Annotated in this window: 14 protein-coding genes and 2 pseudogenes; 8 read left to right on the forward strand and 8 right to left on the reverse strand. The window is 59.0% G+C overall.

Annotation, left to right across the window (positions count from 1 at the left end):
* Positions 1-347: 347 nt before the first annotated feature.
* Positions 348-1,883: a glycoside-pentoside-hexuronide (GPH):cation symporter gene (locus Tam10B_RS08875; protein ID WP_093960887.1), complete on the forward strand. Its 1,536-nt coding sequence runs from the start codon at positions 348-350 to the stop codon at positions 1,881-1,883.
* Here Tam10B_RS08875 and Tam10B_RS08880 read toward each other — a convergent pair.
* Entirely contained in the window at positions 1,813-2,370 is a 558-nt protein-coding gene (locus Tam10B_RS08880; protein WP_093960888.1) for a helix-turn-helix domain-containing protein, read from the reverse strand. The genes Tam10B_RS08875 and Tam10B_RS08880 overlap by 71 nt on opposite strands.
* A 149-nt stretch (positions 2,371-2,519) precedes the next feature.
* Between Tam10B_RS08880 and Tam10B_RS08885 the strand changes: the two genes are divergently transcribed.
* Entirely contained in the window at positions 2,520-3,815 is a 1,296-nt protein-coding gene (locus Tam10B_RS08885; RefSeq protein WP_093960889.1) for an ROK family protein, read from the forward strand.
* A gap of 367 nt (positions 3,816-4,182) precedes the next feature.
* Here the strand turns inward: Tam10B_RS08885 and rimM are convergent, their stop codons facing one another.
* The 7 genes and pseudogenes from rimM to Tam10B_RS08915 all read right to left on the reverse strand — a co-directional run.
* Complete coding sequence (gene rimM, locus Tam10B_RS08890; protein WP_093960890.1) at positions 4,183-4,764, reverse strand: ribosome maturation factor RimM; 582 nt, start codon at positions 4,762-4,764, stop codon at positions 4,183-4,185.
* A 3-nt stretch (positions 4,765-4,767) separates the two neighbouring features.
* Positions 4,768-4,998 (reverse strand): RNA-binding protein, encoded by a 231-nt coding sequence (locus Tam10B_RS08895; protein ID WP_093960891.1) that lies wholly within the window; start codon positions 4,996-4,998, stop codon positions 4,768-4,770.
* A 2-nt stretch (positions 4,999-5,000) separates the two neighbouring features.
* Positions 5,001-5,462, reverse strand: coding sequence for a 30S ribosomal protein S16 (gene rpsP / locus Tam10B_RS08900; RefSeq protein ID WP_093960892.1), 462 nt, complete (start codon positions 5,460-5,462; stop codon positions 5,001-5,003).
* Between the two features lie 188 nt (positions 5,463-5,650).
* On the reverse strand, positions 5,651-7,084 hold the full coding sequence (locus tag Tam10B_RS08905; protein ID WP_093960893.1) for an endonuclease/exonuclease/phosphatase family protein: 1,434 nt from the start codon (positions 7,082-7,084) through the stop codon (positions 5,651-5,653).
* A 507-nt stretch (positions 7,085-7,591) separates the two neighbouring features.
* Positions 7,592-9,247 (reverse strand): signal recognition particle protein, encoded by a 1,656-nt coding sequence (gene ffh / locus Tam10B_RS08910; RefSeq protein WP_093960894.1) that lies wholly within the window; start codon positions 9,245-9,247, stop codon positions 7,592-7,594.
* 363 nt (positions 9,248-9,610) lie between these two features.
* A pseudogene (locus Tam10B_RS13850) lies at positions 9,611-9,838 on the reverse strand (ABC transporter C-terminal domain-containing protein); the annotation flags it as partial.
* Between the two features lie 128 nt (positions 9,839-9,966).
* Positions 9,967-11,788, reverse strand: a pseudogene (locus Tam10B_RS08915) (ABC-F family ATP-binding cassette domain-containing protein); the annotation flags it as partial.
* 373 nt (positions 11,789-12,161) lie between these two features.
* On the opposite strand from Tam10B_RS08915, the gene Tam10B_RS08920 reads away from it, so the two are divergent.
* From Tam10B_RS08920 to Tam10B_RS08945, 6 genes are all read left to right on the forward strand, one after another.
* Positions 12,162-13,781 (forward strand): sugar transferase, encoded by a 1,620-nt coding sequence (locus Tam10B_RS08920; protein ID WP_233133671.1) that lies wholly within the window; start codon positions 12,162-12,164, stop codon positions 13,779-13,781.
* A 2-nt stretch (positions 13,782-13,783) separates the two neighbouring features.
* Complete coding sequence (locus Tam10B_RS08925; protein ID WP_143248615.1) at positions 13,784-15,715, forward strand: DUF4012 domain-containing protein; 1,932 nt, start codon at positions 13,784-13,786, stop codon at positions 15,713-15,715.
* Positions 15,716-15,858: 143 nt separating this feature from the next.
* Positions 15,859-17,337, forward strand: a complete 1,479-nt coding sequence (locus tag Tam10B_RS08930; protein WP_233133672.1) for a polysaccharide biosynthesis tyrosine autokinase — start codon at positions 15,859-15,861, stop codon at positions 17,335-17,337.
* A 3-nt stretch (positions 17,338-17,340) separates the two neighbouring features.
* Positions 17,341-18,489 carry a glycosyltransferase family 4 protein gene (locus Tam10B_RS08935; RefSeq protein ID WP_093960897.1) on the forward strand — a complete coding sequence of 383 codons (1,149 nt, stop codon included), beginning with the start codon at positions 17,341-17,343 and terminating at the stop codon, positions 18,487-18,489.
* Positions 18,489-19,823: a glycosyltransferase gene (locus Tam10B_RS08940; protein ID WP_093960898.1), complete on the forward strand. Its 1,335-nt coding sequence runs from the start codon at positions 18,489-18,491 to the stop codon at positions 19,821-19,823. Before Tam10B_RS08935 ends, Tam10B_RS08940 begins: the two co-directional genes overlap by 1 nt.
* Positions 19,823-20,775: acyltransferase family protein (locus tag Tam10B_RS08945; protein ID WP_093960901.1), on the forward strand; the 953-nt coding region annotated here is incomplete at its 3' end. The genes Tam10B_RS08940 and Tam10B_RS08945, both read left to right, overlap by 1 nt.

Below are 20,775 nucleotides of genomic sequence, written 5' to 3' on the forward strand. Positions count from 1 at the left end.
ATGTGGCTGGGCGGGTGAATGTCTGGCTGAGTGGTGTCTGATCCCTCCCCCTGTCGCGGCTCCGCCCCGACATCCCCCTCCCTCGGAGGGAGAACATTCCTTCGGGTGTGCTCCCTCCGAGGGAGGGAGCTGGCCGGCGGTCGCCGGACTGAGGGAGGGCCCGACCCCCGTGTCCGCACATCTGCGTCCTGCACGCCATCGATCGTCAACGCCGATCCCCATTCGCAATCTCTCCTGAAGCATCTCCTTCCTCACGGCTGCGGGCCTGTGCTCGCAGCCGTCTTTCCGTATCTCGTGCTCGATGGCGAGCCGGGAACGGCCCCTGTTCTTCGACGCAAAGAGGCATCATGACAGCACAACCAACATCCGTATCCACCGCATCCACGTCTCAGGCCGACACCCAGATCAACGTCCAATCCGCATCCTCAACGCAAACCCGATCCAAATCCAACACCCGTAATTTCGTCTTCTACCTGCTCGGCCTGATCGGCCACGACGTCTTCTACTTCGGCTTCTCCCTCTATCTCATCAAATTCATCACCGGACCGCTCTTCGCCAGCGGCAGCAAATCATACGACGACCATATGGTCGCCCTCATCTCCGGCATCATCATCGTGGTGCGCATCGTGGAACTCATTCTCGACCCGTTCCTCGGCACGCTGATCGACAACACGCGCACCCCGATCGGCAAATTCAAGCCGTGGATCATCATCGGCGGACTGGTCGGATCGGTCAGCTTCGTCATGCTGTTCACCACGTTCGGCGGTGCGAACATCAACAATCCCGTGCTCTACGTGGTGCTGTTCACCGTGTTCTTCCTGCTTATGGACTGCTCGTACTCGCTGTACGACATCTCCATGTGGTCCATGATCCCCGCGCTCTCCGACACCGCCGAAGGCCGTGGAACCGCCACCGCGGTGGGACGACTCGGCGCCGGCGTGGGCCAGATGATCGTCACCGCCATGGTCATCCCGTCCGTGTTGCTCGGCGAAGGCTGGTTCGGCAGCGAACGCAACGGCTGGCTGTTCTTCGCCGTGCTCGTGTTCCTGTTCGTCGTCTCGTCGGTGCTGCTCACGAGCTTCGGCATCAAGGAGGTGGAGTCGCCACTGCGCGCCCACTCGGAGAAGACCAAGTTCAAGGACGTGTTCCGCATCATCTTCCACAACGACCAGCTGGCCTGGCTGTCGGTGGCGAGCTTGTGCTACTACTTCGCGCTCGCGCTCACCGCGGCGCTGATGACCTACTACTTCCAGTACATCTACGGCGATGCGGCCAGCTATTCCATGATCTTCGGCCCGGCCACGCTCTCGGCGGTGGTGTCGATCGCGTTCTACCCGTGGCTGATCAGCAAGTTCGAACGCAAGCCGATCCTGTTCGGCGCGCTCGGCGTGATGCTCGTCTCGTTCGTCGTGTTCTTCCTGGCGCCCACGAACGTGGTGGTGATCGTGGTCGCGTCGGTCCTGTTCCTCTTCCCGCAGCCGATCATCTGGGCGTCGCTGACCCTGGCCCTCACCGACACGATCGAATACGGGCAGTGGAAGACGGGGGAGCGGCACGAAAGCCTGACCCTGGCGCTGCGTCCGATGCTCGACAAGTTCTCCGGCGCGTTGTCGAACGGCATCGTCGGTCTGGTGGCCGTGGCGTGTGGTATGACCGGCGCCGCCACGTTCGCCGACATCACGCCGGGCGGCCGGTTCCTGTTCAAGGCGATCATGTGCGGCGTGCCGGTGGTGCTGGTGCTGCTCAGCATGCTGGTCTACCACTGCAAGTTCACGCTGACCATGGCCCGGCACGAACAGATCGTCAAGGAGCTTACCGAGGGCCTGTCTCAGGACGAGGGGCAGTCGGACGGGTCATCGCGCTCCGATACTGTGCAGGCGTGATCTGCCTGACCGCGCGGAACCGCCGGGTGAGCACATCCGCGCTGGCGTAGCCGCAGCGCTGCGCCACGCGGGTGACGCTCATGGTCGTGCCGGCGAGCAGTCGTTCGGCCTGACGTATGCGCAGCATGTCGATGTACTGCTTCACCGTCATGCCGGTGCAGACGTGGAAGCGCCGCGACAGGTGGCTACGGTCCACGTTGATTCGACGGGCCACCTCGCCCACGTCGATCCGCGACGCGTAGTTGCAGTCGATGAATCTGATTGCGCGACGCACGATGTGATCGACGGGGCGATCGCCGGGCAGATCGGCATCGGTGGAGTGCGGCGTCTGCTCGGCGATGACGGTGATCCGTTCGACGAGCGAGGCGTCCACATGGGCGTCGAGGATGATCCCCTCGCCGTGTTCGCCGACGATCGTAAGACGGACGGTTCGGGCGGTGCGGTCTGCCCGGGTGGAAGTCGTGTTCATGGTGGTGGTCATGGTCATGCCGTCCTCCTTGACGTTTTGTAATAAACTTTTAAAAGTAGTTTAGAAAAGAATATCACAAATCATCTGCAAAAGTGCCGGAACGCGGCAAAACCACTGTGCCGCTTCCGTACAATGAGAAATCAGCGAGTGACAAGGAGCGTTCGGCGATGAGCATGGCGATGAACAATCAGACGACATCAACACGACCGGCATCACGAACCCGAACGATGCCGTCGCAGACCGGCCCAATGACGGCGGCCACGGCATCGACGTCGAAATCCGAGACCACCAAGCTCGCCAAACGCCAGATGATCCTCGACTACCTCTACACGCACAAGAAGGGCTCCCGCCAGGACATCGCCCTGGCCGTGCCATGCAGTCTGCCCATCATCGCGCAGAACCTCGCCGTGCTCGAAGACGAAGGCCTGATCCAGCGAACCGGATTCCTCACCTCAACCGGCGGACGCAAACCACAGAACTACGCGTTCATCCCCGAAGCCCGCATCGCAGTAGGCGTATCCGTGTTCTCCGACGGCATGGACCTGTGCGCGGCCGACCTCAACGGGCGGCGCCTCGCCTTCACCCACGTCCGCCTCGCCTACGAGAACACCGCGCGATTCTACGACGCCGCCTGCAACAAGATCGAGGACTTCATCAACGCGCTCGCTGGCAGGGAGCGCGAGGCGCTTGCCGGGCAGGCACAGACGGACGGCGGTGTCATGGGACCGGCCGACTTCGATCGGCATCGTGTGCTCGGCGTCGCGTTCTCCGTGCAGGGTCGCGTCTCGCCGGATGGCGAGCAGATCACGTTCGGCGGCATTCTGGGCAATACCGGCCTGTCCGTCGCACCGTTCGCTGCGCGGCTGCCCTACCCGTGTCAGTTCATCCACGATTCGTATTCGGCAGCCAGCACCGAGGTCTGGTTCGATCCCACGGTCAGCGACGCCTACTGTCTGTATCTCAACGAGCATGTGGGCAGCGCGGTGATCGTCGACGGACGGGTTCGCCAGGGCACCGATCTGCGCAGCGGCAACTGCGAGCACATGCGGCTCGTGCCCGGTGGGCGCGCATGCTACTGCGGTCAGCGTGGATGCGTGGACGCGTATTGTTCGCGCGAGGCGTTGCTGGGGGAGAGCGGTACCGATCTCGACGGCTTCTTCGACCGTCTGCATGCCGGCGACGAGACGTGTGTGAGACTGTTCAACGACTATCTGGACGCGTTGGCGCAGACGATCACCAACATGCGCATGGTGTTCAGTGTGGACGTGATTCTCGGTGGCGAGATCGCCAGACGATTCTCTGAGGCGGATATGCGCAGGCTGGCCGATCGTGTGCGGGCGCTCGACCCGTTCCCCGAAAGCACCGTGCAGCTGCGCAAGAGCGTGGACGAAGCCGAGCAGAGCACGCTCGGCGCTGCGCTGCACTACATTCGCCGTTTCGTGGACGCCAACACTGGGCGGTAGCGCATTCGCCGTGGCTCCCCTCCGTGGGAGGGGAGCTGGCCGCCGCAGGCGGGCTGAGGTGAGGAGGTGCTCGGTGGGATTGGACGGCTGCGCCGACCGTGTTGTTTTATCACCTCATCCGTCACGCTGCGCGTGCCACCTTCCCCTCAAGGGGAAGGCATGAGAGCTGTGGCTTCCCCTTGAGGGAGGGGAGCTGGCCGCCGTAGGCGGTCTGAGGGGAGGGGTTGCGAGGGGTTTGGTCGATGTTCCCCTCAGCCCGTGTTTGTTTGTTCACCTCATCCGTCACGCTTTGCGTGCCACCTTCCCCTCAAGGGGAAGGAGAGAGTTGAGAATGCGGTTCCCCACAGAGAGGGGAACCGGGAAGTGATTAGCGATCCTGGAGAAGGCCGTTGGGGGGAGTGAGGACGAGATAGCCCTCCTCCAGATCCACTTCGGGCACGATCTCCTCCACGAAGGGGACCAGCGACTCGGCGCCGCTGGGCTCGGTGATCTGCAGTAGATCCTGTGCGGGGCCGTCGATCACATCGGACACCTTGCCGGCCACCACATACGATTCGGCAGTGGCGTCGGCGTCGGCAGAATCGCCGTCCGACTCGTAGATGCGGGCCTCGAGACCAATAAGGTCCTCCATGTAGAACCCCTCATCCTCATCATCGTCGGAATACACGGGTTCCACATACAGATCGGTGCCGTTCAGCGCCTCCGACGCGTTACGGTCGGCAACGCCCTTGAACAACACGATCCAACGTTCCTTGAATTTGCGTGACTTCGCGACCGTAAACTCACGGCCGTCGCGGGTCAGCAGCACGGAACCGGGAGCGAAACGCTCCTCCGGTTCGTCGGTGAAGACACGGACGTTCACTTCGCCCTTCAGTCCCTGAGCGCGTCCGATACGGCAGACCCTCAGCAGCTCGCGCTGCTGAGGGTCCTCGTTATGCTGTTCAGCCATCGCTCAGCGGACATCCATGATGTCGACACGAACCTTGTGATCGGACAGCGCCTGCACCACGGTGCGAATGGCGTTGGCGGTGCGACCGCCACGTCCGATGACGCGTCCGATGTCCTCCGGGTTCACCCGCACGCGAAGCAGTTCGCCGCGGTTGTTCTCGTGGGACTTCACGGAAACGTCGTCCGGGAAATCAACGATGTTCTTGATCAGGTGTTCGACGGCTTCGGCAAGCATGATTACTCAGCCTTCTCCTCGGCGGCTTCCTCGGCCGGAGCCTCGGCTTCTTCAGCGGCCTTGGCGGCTTCGGCCTCAGCCTTGGCCTTGGCTTCAGCTTCGGCCTTGGCGGCCTTCAGCTTCTGGGCCTCATCGGCGGCGGCAGCCACGCGGGCTTCGGCATCCGGGCCTTCCTCGGCCACCTTCAGCGTGCCCTCGGCACCCGGCAGACCCTTGAACTTCTGCCAGTCACCGGTGATGTTCAGCAGCTTGAAGACGGCTTCGGTCGGCTGGGCGCCAACGCCGAGCCAGTACTGAGCGCGGTCAGACTTGATCTGGATGAGCGAGGGCTGCTTGTTGGGATCGTAGATACCGATCTCCTCGATGGTCTTGCCATCGCGGGCCTTACGGGAATCCATGATCACAATGCGGTAGAAGGCGTAGTGCTTCTTACCCAGGCGCTTCAGACGAATCTTGGTTGCCAAAATGGCTCTCCTTATGTATTAGGGGTGTGCATCTTTGGTTTCGTGTGGGGCACGGAAACCGCGATCCACGTGTTCCTCATAAGAGACGGAGTTAGAGGGCGCCACCTCTTACGAATAACCTGAATATTGTAACCACATAACCCCGACATTCCTCGGCGGGTCGTGGGCTGTGGCCACGGTCTGGTGTGCTATGCCACCTCGAGTTCCACGACAAGGGCCTTGTGGTCGGTTTTCGGCACCGTATAGGCGTGCGCGGAGACCGCGCGGATGCCCTGCGTATGCAGCACGTGGTCGATCTCGATGAGCGACGGGAACGTGGGCCAGCTGGCCGGGAACGTCGTGTTGAATCCGGCGTGCAGCTCGAACGACGAATCCGCAAGACCCGATCCCTGCCGCAGCGCGTCGCGGAAGCTCGGATGATAGATGCTCGAGTTCATGTCGCCCATCACGACGGCCGCGTGATGCGGCACGGGACCGCGATCCGGCTCGGAGAAGTCCGGCAGCTCGATGACGGCGGTCTCGGTGACATCAGGCGTCGGCTCGGCGTTCGACGAATCCTCGTCGGAATCATCCTTCATGCCGCGCGTGATGATGTCGGCGAGCTCGGGCGGAAGCCCGGCCAGCAGATCGGCGTTGGGCGTCACATCATCGCTGTCGGTGCTGCCATTGGCGACAATGCTGGCGTCGTCGGTGTTCGCATCGTCGTCGGCGCAGCAGTTGAATCCCTCCTCGTTGCGGCTGTCGGCGCGCAACGCGAACTGGCCGAGCGCACGCACGCCGTCGCTCCAGTCCTTGCCGCTGCGCGGTGGCGACTTGGGATGCACGGAACTGAACTCCACGCACTGGTCGCCGATGCGAACGGTGGCCACCGGGGCGGCCGCGGCACTGATGTTCACCGACGAATCGCCGAAGATCGCCGGCTTGAGACGCATAAACAGAGCGTTCGATCCCGCATTGTCGTCGTCACGCACCGCGCCGAGCACACGATACGGCAGTTCATCGCCGATATGCGAGATGTCAAGACGCTTGATGAACGCGGTGTTGACCTCCTGCACGGCGAGGATGTCGATGTTCTCCTGCTTGACCAGGTGCATGATCGTACCGGTGTCTGCGCGACCGTAGCGCGTGTTGAGCGTCATCACGCGGATCGTGTGATGATCGTCGGTCGAAGCGGCTGATTTTAAGTCAGCTGCTTCGACCGAATCCGCATCGTCGTCCACAGCCTGTGGGGAAGCGGAAGAAGTCTGGGGATAATCGTCAGCCGACTCTGCGGAATCCTCCGAGGATGCGCCGGCTTCGTCGGCGAACGAGCTGTCAGCGTACTCGCCATCGACCGGCAGCGTCTGTACCGGCACACCGAGAATAGGGGACAGCGCACTCGGAATCGGCGCAACATAGCCGATCTGCCAGGCCACCTGCACCAGCAGCAGCACAACAGTCACGCCGAACTGCGGCCAGTTGCCAGTGAATCCGGTCGCCGGCAGCAGCAGCACGAGCGGTACCACAAGCAGCGGAATCAGTGCGATCACCTCGGGCAGAGGACGGTACTGATCCCAGCCCGCAGGCAGGTACTTCAACGCCATCCAACACGTGATCAACACGATGACGATCCAAAAAAGCACGAGGCGTCTCCTTGCTGTAGTCGTTGCCATGATTGCTGTTTCACCGTTCGTGGCTACCTGTTTTTGTCCGAATTGCGATTATACGAACCGGTTTTGGAGGATTTGCGCATACGGGAAAGACCACGTGGATTCCCGACCGTGTCTTTACGAATCGTTCGAATGGAAAACCTTCACAGGGCATAAAAAATGCTTCCCCTTGAGGGGAAGCTGTCACGCGAATGCGTGACTGATGAGGTGGGTTGCGGTCGGAACGACTGCATAGACATCGTATCGTCGAAGACGATTCCGAACATCTAGCTGTGACCCGCACACCACCTCATCAGTCGGCTACGCCGACAGCTTCCCCTCGAGGGGAAGCAATAGAGGGGGCGGCCGACAGCGTCCTGCAAGTGCTGACGGTCTTCGACCGCGTTCTTCTTGCTCGCCTGTCGGCTCGCCTTCGCCTAAAAATGCCGCTGGCATTTTCTTTACGGCTCAGCCCCTCGAGGGGAAACGGGGGAGATGGGATCAGCGACCGAAGAGGCCTCCGATGCCGCCGCCGAGGTTCGGCGGAAGCTCAGGCTGGCCGTTGCCGCCGAGCGCGTTCTGCAGACCCGCCGGAAGCGCCGGATTCTGCGGCTGCTTCTGGAACGCGGAACCGCCGCTCTTGCTCGAACCGGAGCCCTTGCCGCTCAGGCGCTCGCGCAATGCCTTCTCCTCGGCCTCGCGCTTCATCGGGTTTCCGGACTTGCCGCCCTTCTTCTTGCCCTTCTTACCCTTGCGCGCGCTCTTGCCGCCAGGACCGCCGAAGCCGCCCATGCCCGGCACGCCGCGAGAACCGTTGCTCATGCGCTTCATCATCTTGGATGCCTGCTCAAAGCGCTGCAGCAGCGCGTTCACCGCGGACACGGTGTTGCCCGAACCGTAGGCGATACGCGCACGACGCGAACCGTCGATGATCTTCGGATTGCGACGCTCCTCCGGGGTCATCGAACGGATGATGGCCTCGGTGCGGTCCACCTCCTTCTCGTCGAACGCCTCAAGCTCCTTGCGATGCTGGGCCATACCCGGAATCATGCCGAGCAGGTTCTTCATCGGACCAAGCTGGCGCACCTGCTGCAGCTGCTCCAGGAAGTCGTCGAGACCGAAGCTGCCATCGGAGATCTTCTCGGCGGCCTTGCGGGCCTCCTCCTCGTCGAACTGCTTCTGCGCCTGCTCGATCAGGGTGAGAATATCGCCCATGTCGAGGATTCGCGAGGCCATACGATCGGGGTGGAACACCTCGAAGTCCTTCAGGCCCTCGCCGTTGGACGCGAACAGGATCGGCTTGCCGGTCACGCTCGCCACAGACAGCGCGGCACCGCCACGGGCATCGCCATCGAGCTTGGAAAGCACCACGCCGGTGAAGTCCACGCCCTCGTCGAACGCCTTGGCCGTCTGCACCGCATCCTGACCGATCATCGCATCGATCACGAACAGGATCTCGTTCGGGTTCACGGCGTCGCGGATGTCACGCGCCTGCTTCATCAGCGCCTCGTCCACGCCCAGACGACCGGCGGTATCGATGATCACCGTGTCATACAGCTTGGTCTTGGCCAGCTCGATCGAATCCTTGGCCACCTTCACCGGATCACCGGTGGTCAGGCCGGGAACGGTCACATCGTCGCCGCCATCGGACTGCACGCCCTTCTCCGGCGCGTACACGGGAACGCCCGCGCGCTCGCCCACCACCTGCAGCTGGGTCACAGCGTTCGGACGCTGAAGATCGGCCGCCACCAGCAGCGGCGTGTGACCGGCGTCCTTGAGCCAGTAGCCGAGCTTGCCGGCGAGCGTGGTCTTACCGGCACCCTGCAGACCGGCGAGCATGATGATCGTCGGCGGGTTCTTGGCAAAGTTCAGCGGACGGTCCACGCCGGCGCCCAGGATCTGCGTGAGCTCGTCGTTGACGATCTTCACCACCTGCTGGGCGGGATTGAGCGCCTGCGAGACCTCCTCGCCCAGCGCGCGCTCGCGCACGTGGGCGGTGAAGGAACGCACCACGTCGAGCGCCACATCGGCGTCGAGCAGTGCTCGGCGGATTTCGCGGATCGTGCCGTCGATGTCCGCGTCGGTCAGCTTGCCCTTGGAGCGCAGATGCTTGAACGCGCCCGAGAGCCTATCGGTCAAAGAAGTAAAAGCAGCCATAATGACCCCAAGTCTACCGACTGTGCGGGAGAACGGGAATCAAGGCGTTCTTTGCACTTGAACAGTTGTCTTGTCGGGGTGATTTGGGGTGTTGATGGAGTGGATCCCTCCCTCAGTCCGATCTGACGATCGGCCAGCTCCCTCCCTCGGAGGGAGCACGGTACATATGTTCAGACCCTGCTGAGTTGGGCAGCTCCCTCCCTTGGAGAGAGCACGCAGCTTGTTTTCTTTGTGCTCCCTCCGAGGGAGGGAGCTGGCGCGCGAAGCGCGACTGAGGGAGGGCGCACGACCGAATACCGGCCGACGCCGGATGCTCAAGCTACCAGCCAGACATCAGATAACCGTCCGGTCGCGCATATCCGCCTACTCCAGTTGTTCGCTGAGCTCCATCCATTCCATTTCGAGCTCGTCGTTCTCCTCGGAGATGGACTGCAGCTGCTCGTTGAGCTTGTTCAGTCCCTCGAAATCGGTGGGATCGTGCGAGGCCATCTGCTCCTCGAGCTTCGCCTTCTGCTCCTCGAGCTTGGCGAGCTTACGCTCGATCGCATTGACACGACGGGACGCCTCGTGGAACTCCTTGCCGCTGAGCTTCGGCCTGGCGGCGGAATCGGAGTCGGCATCACCGGTACCGGACTCGCCGCTCGCAGTCGCGCCCGCAGTCGCAGTCGAACCGCCACGCTTCTTCCGCCCGGTCTCCGGCTCGGCCAGCACCGAGTCCCAGCCGCTCTTCTGCGCCTGCTCCACCATGTCCAGATAATCCTGCACGCCGCCGGGCAGATGACGGATCTTGCCACCAAGCAGCGCGAACTGCTGATCGGTCACGCGTTCGAGCAGATACCGGTCGTGCGACACCACAATCAGCGTGCCGGGCCACGTGTCGAGCAGATCCTCCATCACGGCGAGCATATCGGTGTCGAGATCGTTGCCGGGCTCGTCCATGATCAGCACGTTCGGCTCGTCGAGCAGAATCAGCAGCAACTGCATACGGCGCTTCTGACCACCGGACAGGTCGCGGATCGGCGTCATCAGCTGCGCCGACTCGAAGCCGAGCCGTTCCATGAGCTGACCGGGCGTGACCTCCTTGCCGTCCACGATATAGCTCGGCTTGTAGCGGGACAGCACCTCCTTGATCTTGTACTTGCCCAGCTTCTCCAGCTCGTCGAGCCTTTGCGACAGCACGGCGAACTTCACGGTCTTGCCAATGTTCACATGGCCCGCGGTGGGCGTGATCGTGCCGTCGAGAATCTTCAGCAGCGTGGACTTGCCGGCGCCGTTCGCGCCGACGATGCCGAAACGATCACCCGGACCGATCAGCCAGGTCACGTCGTCAAGGATCTTGCGACCGGAGACGGTGATCTTCTGCGCGGCGGAAGTCACATCGGCGGCGGCCGAAACGGTATCCCCATCCGCTGCCGTGGCGCCCGTCGTATCAGCGTTCTCGGCAGCGGCGGCATGGGCCTCGGCCACGGCAACGGCTTCGGGCACGCCCGCGTCGACCAGTCGGGGGTCGTCGAGATCGGTCACGGCCACCTCGACCGAACCATGCACCTGCGGTTCGGCATACGCGGACGGCACCACGTCCACACGTGACGTGGACTCATCCAAGGCGGCGGCATCCGGATCGATGTCGGTCATGCCCTGCGGCTTGGTGTAGATCTGCGTCACGTCGATCAGATCCACCACCTGCTTGCCCAAGCGGGACGTGGCCATCTGCTTCAGCTCAAGCGTATTGCGCACCGGCGGCACGTCGGCGATCAGCTCGCGCGCGGCCTTCACGTGGAATTTCTGCTTGGTGGAACGGGCGCGGGCGCCACGCGTCAGCCAGGCGAGCTCCTTGCGGGCGAGATTGCGGCGCTTCGTCTCGCGCACGTCGGCCTGACGGTCGCGCTCCACACGCTGCAGCATGTACGCGGAGTAGCCGCCCTCGAACGGCTCGATCACTCCGTCGTGCACCTCCCACATGGATTCGCACACCTCGTCGAGGAACCAACGATCGTGTGTCACAAGCAGCAGCGCACCCTGCCCCTTGGCCCAGCGGTTCTTCAGATGCTCGGCCAGCCAGTGGATCGTCACCACATCCAAGTGGTTGGTGGGCTCGTCGAGTGCGAGAATATCCCAGTCGTGCAGCAGCAGTCGGGCAAGATCGGCGCGACGACGCTGGCCGCCGGACAGCGAACCGATCTTCGCGTCCAGTGAGATACCGCCCAACAGCGACTCCACGATCTCACGCGACGTGTTGTCCGACGCCCACTCGTAGTCCTCACGGTTCTCCAGCGCGGCCTGACGCACGGTGGCGTTGTCGTCGAGCGGATCACGCTGGTCGAGCATACCGAACGTGAGTCCGCCGCGGATGGTCACACGGCCCGAATCGGGTTCCTGCGTGCCGTTGAACAGATGCAGCAGCGTGGATTTTCCGTCGCCGTTACGGCCGACGATGCCGATGCGATCCCCTTCGAAAACGCCCTGCGTCACATCGGTGAAGATGGTTTTGGTGGCGAAGGCGAGCGATACGTGTTCAAGTCCCAAATCATAAACCGGCATGATTCACCAATGTACCGGCACCCGGCGTCAGTGATCGAGAATCCGGATCCGGCGGATCTGGGTAAAACCGGTACATAAGGAACGGGATTACGGGGTGTTCATGATGCGGATATACCCAGAACGGTCCGAAATGATTCGGTTTGACCCAGAAACAGTGATCGGTTTGACCCAGATTCGACCGAACGACCGCAAATATGAGCACCCCCGTTTTCTTATCCCACCCGTTGATATAGGATGAGGGGGCTGTTGCGCCTTGATGAGTATGTGGCTTACGGTTTGTGACGTTTGCCATATTTCCGTGAAGCGCGTGGCATTCGGTACCCCCCTGAAGCGGTACCGTGAGGACGAGAGCGCGTGTAAGAGAGGGCGGAGAGTGAGTCAGAGAACCGCAGTCGACGTGGATGACACGACAGGCGTGAATGACGTGAATGGTGTGAACGACGTAAACGATACGACGAAGTCCGTTGCGGTCGACGAGAACAAAGACACGACCAACGAAGAGCCCCTGAGCAGCACCGGTGTGCGTCAGATGGCGAACGTGCTGTACTGGCGATTCTTCGTCAACCTGGTCCTCATGGTGCTCGACGGCACCATGCTCGTCATCGCGAACCTGATCATGTTCAACGTGGACCCGCTCGCCTATCTGCCGTACGGCGACAACTTCCGCACGCAGCTGACGGCCGGCTTCCTGTTCGTCCTGCTCGGCGCCGTATACGTGGGCTGCCTGCACAGCTCCGGCATCTACCACCGTCACGTGATGGGCGACGGCTTCCAGGTGAACTACAAGATCATCGAAGGCGTGGTGAAACTGGTCGTCATCCAGTGCGCCGTCAACTACATCTTCAAATATCCGCTGCCCAACCATATTCTTTTCGAAGCGGCCGCACTCACCCTCGTGTTCACCGTGATCGAACGCATCATCGCCCGCGTGGTCATCACTCGCCGACGCAAGACCGGCAAGTATTCGTACGCCACCATCGTGATGGGCTCGCCCGAGTGCATCGAGCGCACGCTGCACCGACTGCACAAGCGTTCGCAGCTCAACTACCGCACTGTGGGCGTGTGCCCGATCGGCGTGGATCCGAAGACCAAGAAGATCATCTCCGTGCCGATCCCCGACACCGTGAACATCGACGAGCACCTGACCGTGCTGCCCTACAGCACCACGATCGGTGAAACCGCAGTGAACGCCGGCGTGCAGACCATCCTGATCTGCGACGTGATCCGCCGCGACTCCGTCGAATTCAATGTGCTCTCGCTCGCCGTGGAATCGCTCGACGTGGAGATCGCGCTCGCTGCCGGCGCCGCCGACATGGGTGCGCACCGCATGTACTTCCGCAACATCCAGGGCATGCCGGTGCTGACCATGCACCTGCCTCAGTACGGCTACGCCACCCGTCTGATCAAGCGCGTGTTTGACATCGTGTGCTCGCTGCTGCTCATCATCCTGTCGTCGCCGGTCACCATTATCACGGCCATCGCCATCAAACTCGACGACCACGGTCCGGTGTTCTACACGCAGAAGCGCATCGGGCTGCGCGGCAAGCCGTTCCGCATGATCAAGTTCCGTTCCATGGTGACGAACGCCGACGAGCTCAAGGCTAAGCTCGCCGCCGAGAACGGCCAGACCGATCGTTTCATCTTCAAGATGAAGAAGGATCCGCGCATCACCAAGGTGGGCCACGTGATCCGCAAGTGGAGCATCGACGAGCTGCCGCAGTTCTTCAACGTGCTCAAGGGAGACATGAGCCTGGTGGGCCCGCGCCCGCCGCTGCCCGAGGAATATGCCCGCTACAACCGCCTCTATGCCACGCGCATGTTCGTCAAGCCGGGCATCACCGGTCCGTGGCAGGTCTCCGGCCGTAGCGATCTGACCGCCGAGGAGTCGGAGCAGCTGGACGTCTCGTACGTGCAGGACTGGTCCATCACCGGCGACATCACGATCCTGTTCAAGACCGTGCAGGTGGTGCTCACGCACAAGGGTGCGTACTGATCGTGGCGGAAGATAAGGAGCAGCGTCGTATCGTACAGCCGGATTTATCCGACGTTACGCCAACCGATACCGGCCAGTCCGGAACCAATGGCGACGGCAGTGCCCCGCGCCGTGTGCGGCGACGTATGAGCCCGGAGCACATCCGTCGCATCAAACGCCGCCGTCGCAATCGACGGATTCTCATCGCCGTGCTCGTCGTGCTGCTGGCCATTGCGGCATGGGCGGGCGCGCTTGCATATTCCGCGTTCAAGACCAAGTCTGAGCTGGAACAGGCGGTGTCGGCGGCGTCCGTCTCGCAAAAGAAGTTGGCGTCGGGCGATTCGGCGGCCGTGAAGAAGGGGCTGGGCGATTTCAGTGCGCACGTGGATGCCGCGTATCGTCAGACGAGTAGTTCGCTGTGGAAACCGGCCGAACTGATCCCGTATTACGGTTCGGACGTGAAGGCCGTGCGTGAGGCCGTCTCGATCATGGAGGACGTGTCGAACAACGCCGTTCCGAAGCTCGCCGAGTCCGCCGACAGCCTCTCGCTCAAGGGAATTGGCATGTCCAACGGCACGATCTCGTTGGGCTCGCTGGGTGCCGCCGCGCAGAATCTCACCGACGCCAATAAGACGATCAACGATGCCGCGATCAATCTGGGCAACATCGACGGCACGCATATTCCGCAGCTGACGAATGCGCTGGACTCCGCGAAGAACAAGGTGGCAACGCTCGCCGATGCCGTGGATCTGGCGCAGCGCATTGCCAACGCCGCACCGTCCATGCTGGGTCTCGGTTCGGACGATGGTTCCGAACAGTCGGGCAAGCGCACGTATATCGTGCTGGCGCAGAACAATGCGGAGCTGCGCTCCACGGGCGGCATTGCCGGCTCATGGGGCAAGCTCACCATTGACCAGGGAAAGATCACGCTGGAGGATTTCGCGCCATACGGCGGATTGCCCCGGCAGGTGGATGCGTTCGAGATGACGGATTCCGAGAAGTCGTTCTTTGGCAACGATTACCTGATGTACCCGCAGAACGTAACCGCCGACCCTGATTTCCCGCGTACGGGCGAGCTTGCCGCCGCCATGTGGAAGCAGGAGAAGGGCGAAGACGTTGACGGCGTGATCAGCATGGACCCGTACTTCCTGCAGGGGCTGCTGAAGGTGACGGGTGGCTTCCGATCGGTTTCCGGCGTGGATGTAACCGGCGACAACGCAGCTCAGCTGCTGCTGCATCAGGTATATCTTGATCTGCCCGATCAGGAGAGTCAGGACGCGTTCTTCGGCGTGGTGGCCGGTGAGGCGTTTCAGCACATTCTGGGATCTCTGGACGGCAAGAACTCGGCACTGATGAAGACCGTGACCAAGTCGGTCAACGATGGTCATTTCATGGTGTGGTCGTCGCATGAGGGCGACCAGCAGTATATCGACGGCACCCCCTTGGCGGGGGGCCTGCAGAAGAATCCCTCCAAGCCGCAGATCGGACTGTATTTCAATGACGGCACGATGGGAAAGGCGGACTGGTATCTCAAACGTGAAACGTCGGTGAAGGAATCCTCGGTCAATGCGGACGGTTCCCGCACCTACACCGTGCATGTGAAGGTGACCAACACCATGACCGCGCAGGAGGCCACCACGCTGCCTCCGCTTGTGCGCGGATATTCGGATCAGACGACCGGTACTGAACGCCATGGCGAGATCGCAACCGTGATGTACCTGTTCGCGCCGGCCGACGGACGGCTTGTGGACTGGAAATTTACGGGGGCATCTGCCGGTGACGGTGATTTTGATACCGTCACGTTGTATGACGATCTTACGGCGGGGGTAAAGGGATTCACCCTTCAACCTGGCGAAAGCATTGAGATGACGGTACACGTGCAGGCCTCTGCGACTGCTGGTGGAACGTCAGCGGTTCTGCGCCAGACCCCCCTTATAGAACGAACGGATTGGTAGGGGCCCCCGTATAGGATGAGGGGGTTATAGGAAGCATAGCCCGGTCAATGAACCAGCCGCCGAAAGGTGGATCGGCGGGGACTTAAGAAAGCCGTCGAAAGGCGGTAACCGAGACGGAAGTTAGCGAAGAACGGAGCATCCGAGTGGAAAAGAACGATGCCGAAGAGAAGGATGTCATCTCGATTGACATTATTGGAGCGGTACGTAAGCATCTTGCCGCGCTGATCGTGACATTTGTCGTCGTGACGGCCGCTGTTTGCGGTTACACGTTCATGCAGACTCCTCAGTATTCGGCAACGGCTGAGGTGTTTGCGAGTTATAAGGGCGTTTCTTCGGACAACAATCAGAATACCGATATGACCACCCGCTCCTATGCAACGTCGTATATCAATACTCAGTTGCAGTCCTACCCTCAGCTGGTGAAGACTGAAGCCATTCTGCAGCCGGTCATTGATGAAATGGGTTTGAACACCACGGTTAGTGCGTTAGCCGGTAAGATCACCGCTCAACAGCCCACGGATACGTTCCTCGTTGATATCACCGCGACCGATCCGGATCCCAAGGTGGCTGCTGATCTCGCGAACAATGTGGCCAAGAGCTTGAAGGATCAGGTGTCGTCCACTCTGTACAGTTCCGACGCTTCCGAGTCTTCCCCCATCAACCTGTCCATTGTGCAGAGCGCTCAGGTACCGACCACCCATAGTTCGCCGAACATCAAGATGAATATCGCGATCGGCATTGTCGGCGGTCTGGTTCTGGGTCTCATCCTCGCCATTGTGCTGGATCTGCTTGATCATAAGATTCGTCAGGCTTCTGATCTTCAGGATATTCTTGACGTTCCCGTGCTTGGCGCACTCACCCGTAACGACGTATATGCGGGCAAGGCTCCCGTGGTCATTTCGCGTCCGGCTTCGCGTGAGGCGGAGGAGATTCGTCGTCTTCGTATGAATTTGACATACGTGATGCCGGATAAGGGGGAGCACTCCAACTTGATCGTCATCACTTCGGCTGGTGTTTCCGAAGGTAAGACCACCACCTCCGTCAATCTTGCCGCTGCATATGCTGAGGCCGGTAAGAAGATCCTGCTCATTGATGCGGATCTTCGTAATCCGTCAGTCGCCAAGGCGCTGTCCATGAACGGCACCGTCGGCTTGAGCCAGCTGCTTACCTATCAGGTGAAGTCCACCGATGCCATTCAGCAGTACTGGAAAGAGAATTTCCACGTGCTGCCGGCTGGCAAGCGTGCGCCGAACCCCGGTATTCTCTTCAATTCCAAGGCGATGAAGTCGCTGCTGGATCAGGTTTCCGGCATTTACGACTATGTGATCATCGATACCGCGCCTCTCAAGGTGGCCAACGATGCAGCCGTCTTCGTGAAGGAAGGCGCGACCATGCTGTTCGTTTCCGGCCTTGGCCACGGAGAGAAGAAGGACGTTCGCGCGGCGGCTGAAGAGCTTGAGACCCTTGACGTGACTGTTGCCGGTGCCGTGTTGAACTTCTCCGAGGAAGAGAAGTCCGACGACAACTATTACTACTACTACAGCGATGGTGAGGACGGTAAGTCTCGCCGTAAGCGCCGTAGCTCCAGCAAGAAGACTTCCAGGAAGTCGAAGAAGAGCTAGCTCATGAAGATTGCGTTCATTGGGCACAAGCGCATCCCCTCGCGCGAAGGTGGCATCGAGATCGTCGTCGACGAACTCGCCACCCGCATGGCTGCTCGTGGCGAACAGGTGGTGGCGTACAACCGCAAAGGTCATAATGTGGCCGGCGCGGAGTTCGATAACGAGACGAATGCCACTGATAAGCCATTCACCTATAAGGGTGTGCATGTAATTCCTGTTCCCACCTTTGAGGGAAAAGGTTTGGCAGCGCTCTCCTCTTCGTTCACTGCAACGCTAAAGGCCATTATTGCTCGCCCTGACGTGATCCATTATCACGCTGAGGGTCCCAGCGCCATGCTGCGTTTGGCTCATTGGATGGGTATACGGACCGTGTCCACGATTCATGGCCTTGACTGGCAGCGGGCGAAGTGGGGCAGGTTCGCTTCTTGGCACCTGAAGTTCGGTGAGCGTACCGCGGCAAAATGTGCCGATGAAGTGATTGTGCTCAGTCGCAATGTGCAGCAGTATTTCCGTGACACGTACGGTCGCGAGACCCGGTTCATTCCCAATGGTATTGAGCGCAATGAGCAGATTCCGGCTCGAGTAATCGCCGAAAAATACGGTTTGGAGAAGAACGGCTATGTGCTGTTTCTCGGTCGTATCGTGCCGGAAAAAGGCGTGCATTACTTGGTTGAGGCATTCCGCCAGCTTGATACCGACAAGAAGCTGGTGATTGCTGGTGGCGCATCTGATTCGCATGAATATTATGCGCGAATTCGAGAGGCTGCGGCAGAGGATCCCCGCATTGTGCTGACTGGTTTTACTCAGGGTGAGGAACTGGCAGAGCTTTATTCGAACGCCTATGTGTATGTGCTTCCCAGTGATCTGGAAGGCATGCCGATGAGCTTGCTCGAAGCCATGAGCTTCGGTTGTTGCTGCCTGACCTCCGATATTCCCGAATGCGCGGAAGTCGTTGGTGATTACGGCATGACATTCCGAAAGGGCGATGTTCGTGATCTGGCCGATAAGCTCCAGGATCTCCTCACGAATCCTGAGAACGTGCAGCGATTCCAGTCTCAGGCTTCCGATTACATCACCAGTAAATTTAGCTGGGAATCAGTGGTGGATCAGACCTTGGCGTTGTACTCCTCTTCTTCCAAGGAGGTCAACTAATGCGTATTCTTCTGGTCAACAAGTACTTCTACCGCAAAGGCGGTGCTGAAACTTACTTTTTTGCGCTAGCCGAAGGTCTTCGTGCTCTAGGCCACGAGGTTGCCTTCTTCTCTATGAAGCATCCGAATAACGAGCCGAGCTATTGGAGTAAGTATTTCGTATCCGAAAAAGATTATGTGGGCAAGATTTCTGCTTTCCAACAGGCAAAGGAAGCAGCCACGCTTGTTTACTCTTTTGAATCGAAGCGTAAATTTGAGGCTTTGCTGCAGGAGTTCAAGCCGGATGTGATTCACATGAACAATGTACATCGGCAGCTTACTCTCTCGATTCTTGATGCTCCGTACTTGAAGAAGCATCATGTGCCAGTGGTGTATACGGCGCATGACTATATCTTGCTGTGCCCGGCGTACACCATGGTGGATGGTTCTGGCAAAGTGTGTGATGATTGTCTTGATCGACGTTTCTCTCATGCCGTGAAGAAGACCTGTGTAAAGGGTTCTAAGGCTAAGAGTGGTTTGGCATTTCTTGAAGCCGTATTTTTGAAATATCACCATAGCTATGACAAAATCGACAAGATTATCGCACCAAGTCAATTTATGAAGAGCAAGCTCGACGAGGGAGGATACTCCGATCGTACTGTAGCTCTGCAGAACTTTTTGACTAAGAGCCAAATGAGTATGGCTCGTATGGTAGCTAATACGAATAAGTTCGACACCGTCGAACCGTATTTCTTGTTCTTTGGACGTCTTTCCAAGGAAAAGGGCATCCTAACCCTGGTTAAGGCATTCCTTCTTGCGTCCGGCCTTTCCGATAATGGGCTTTCCTCTCGGGAGAGCTCTGGAGCGAAAGGATCTCTTCCTTCCAACTGGACTCTTCACATCGTCGGCGACGGACCCGAACGAGAAACTATCGAATCTCTCATCAAATCCGCTGGTCCCGAAGCCGAGTCCCGTATCAAGCTTCTTGGTTACAAGACAGGCGAGAGTCTACAGCGAGAGGTTGGTAATGCTCGTTTCTCGGTGCTGTGCTCCGAGTGGCGCGAGAATATGCCGTATTCCGGTCTGGAATCGTTGGCTGCTCAGACTCCGGTGCTTGGAGCCAACATTGGCGGCATTCCCGAGCTGGTAGTTGAGGGAAAGACGGGCTTTAAATTTGAGCCTGGGAATTTTAGAGAACTGGCTTCCTTGTTATTGGAAGTATCAGGAATTGCTCAACCTCAGTATCAGATTATGCAGATGGCGTGTAACAGGTATGTGGAACAGAATTGCTCTACTAATTCCTACGTCAAGCATTTAGTAGATATATATATATCCTCCCTGCAAGGGAGACGTTAATGACCCAGCGTAATATTCTTGTTGATCAACTTAAAGGCTGGGCATGCTTTTTGGTGGTGTTCGGCCATGTTATTCTTGGTATCCGATCTGCTGGAATGACCGTTCCATTTTTCTCAATATATGTTGAGCGGTTTATCTGGTCTTTTCATATAGGCCTATTTATGTTTTTAAGCGGATTTGTGTACCATAAATTTGGCGAATGGGAGTCGAGAGGAAGTAGGTCGGTCTTTATTGCACATAAAGCGCTAAATATTCTCATCCCTTACTTTGTCTTTGCTTCAATCTACATCGCAGTCAATAGTTCCGTATCTGAGGTGAATCATCGCAGCGATATTGATCGTATACTGTGGCTGTGGAAGGAGCCGGAAGCCCAATATTGGTTTTTATATGCGTTGTTTCTTCTTTTTATTTTTTGGGTGTTTTTATCTGGGTCTATGAAGAATTGGCATATTTTAATTTTCCTGTCAGTATTAAATTATGCTGCTGTACTTCTGGATATTCATTTTGGTAGCCTATCCTCGGCTATGAGTATGGCTTTTTCCTTTGGTTTGGGCACAGTTACCGAAAAATTATTTTTTTCCGAAAATTCTAGCATTAAAAAGATGCTAGTGATTGTGTTACATGTTCTGGTTGTTGGGTTTTTCTCCTACATGAATGTACAAAGCCTTCCGATTCTTAAAGAAGCAGGTGAAGCTCTGGGCATCGCCGCAAGTATCTGTTTTATTACTTTGATCACTAAGTTTAGTCTTTTTGCAAAAGTTTTATTGTTGATCTGCAAATATTCCTTTCCAATATATTTATTGCACACCATCTTTACTGCTGGAATACGTATTGGACTCAATTATGCGGGGTGGCGGAATTATTGGATACAAGTTTTGGTGGGAACAGGAGTCGGAATATTGGCCCCGGTTTTAATTGCAATGCTTTGTTCAAAAACGCCTTTTCTTGATTT

The organism is Bifidobacterium vansinderenii, assembly GCF_002234915.1.
Taxonomy (GTDB): domain Bacteria; phylum Actinomycetota; class Actinomycetes; order Actinomycetales; family Bifidobacteriaceae; genus Galliscardovia; species Galliscardovia vansinderenii.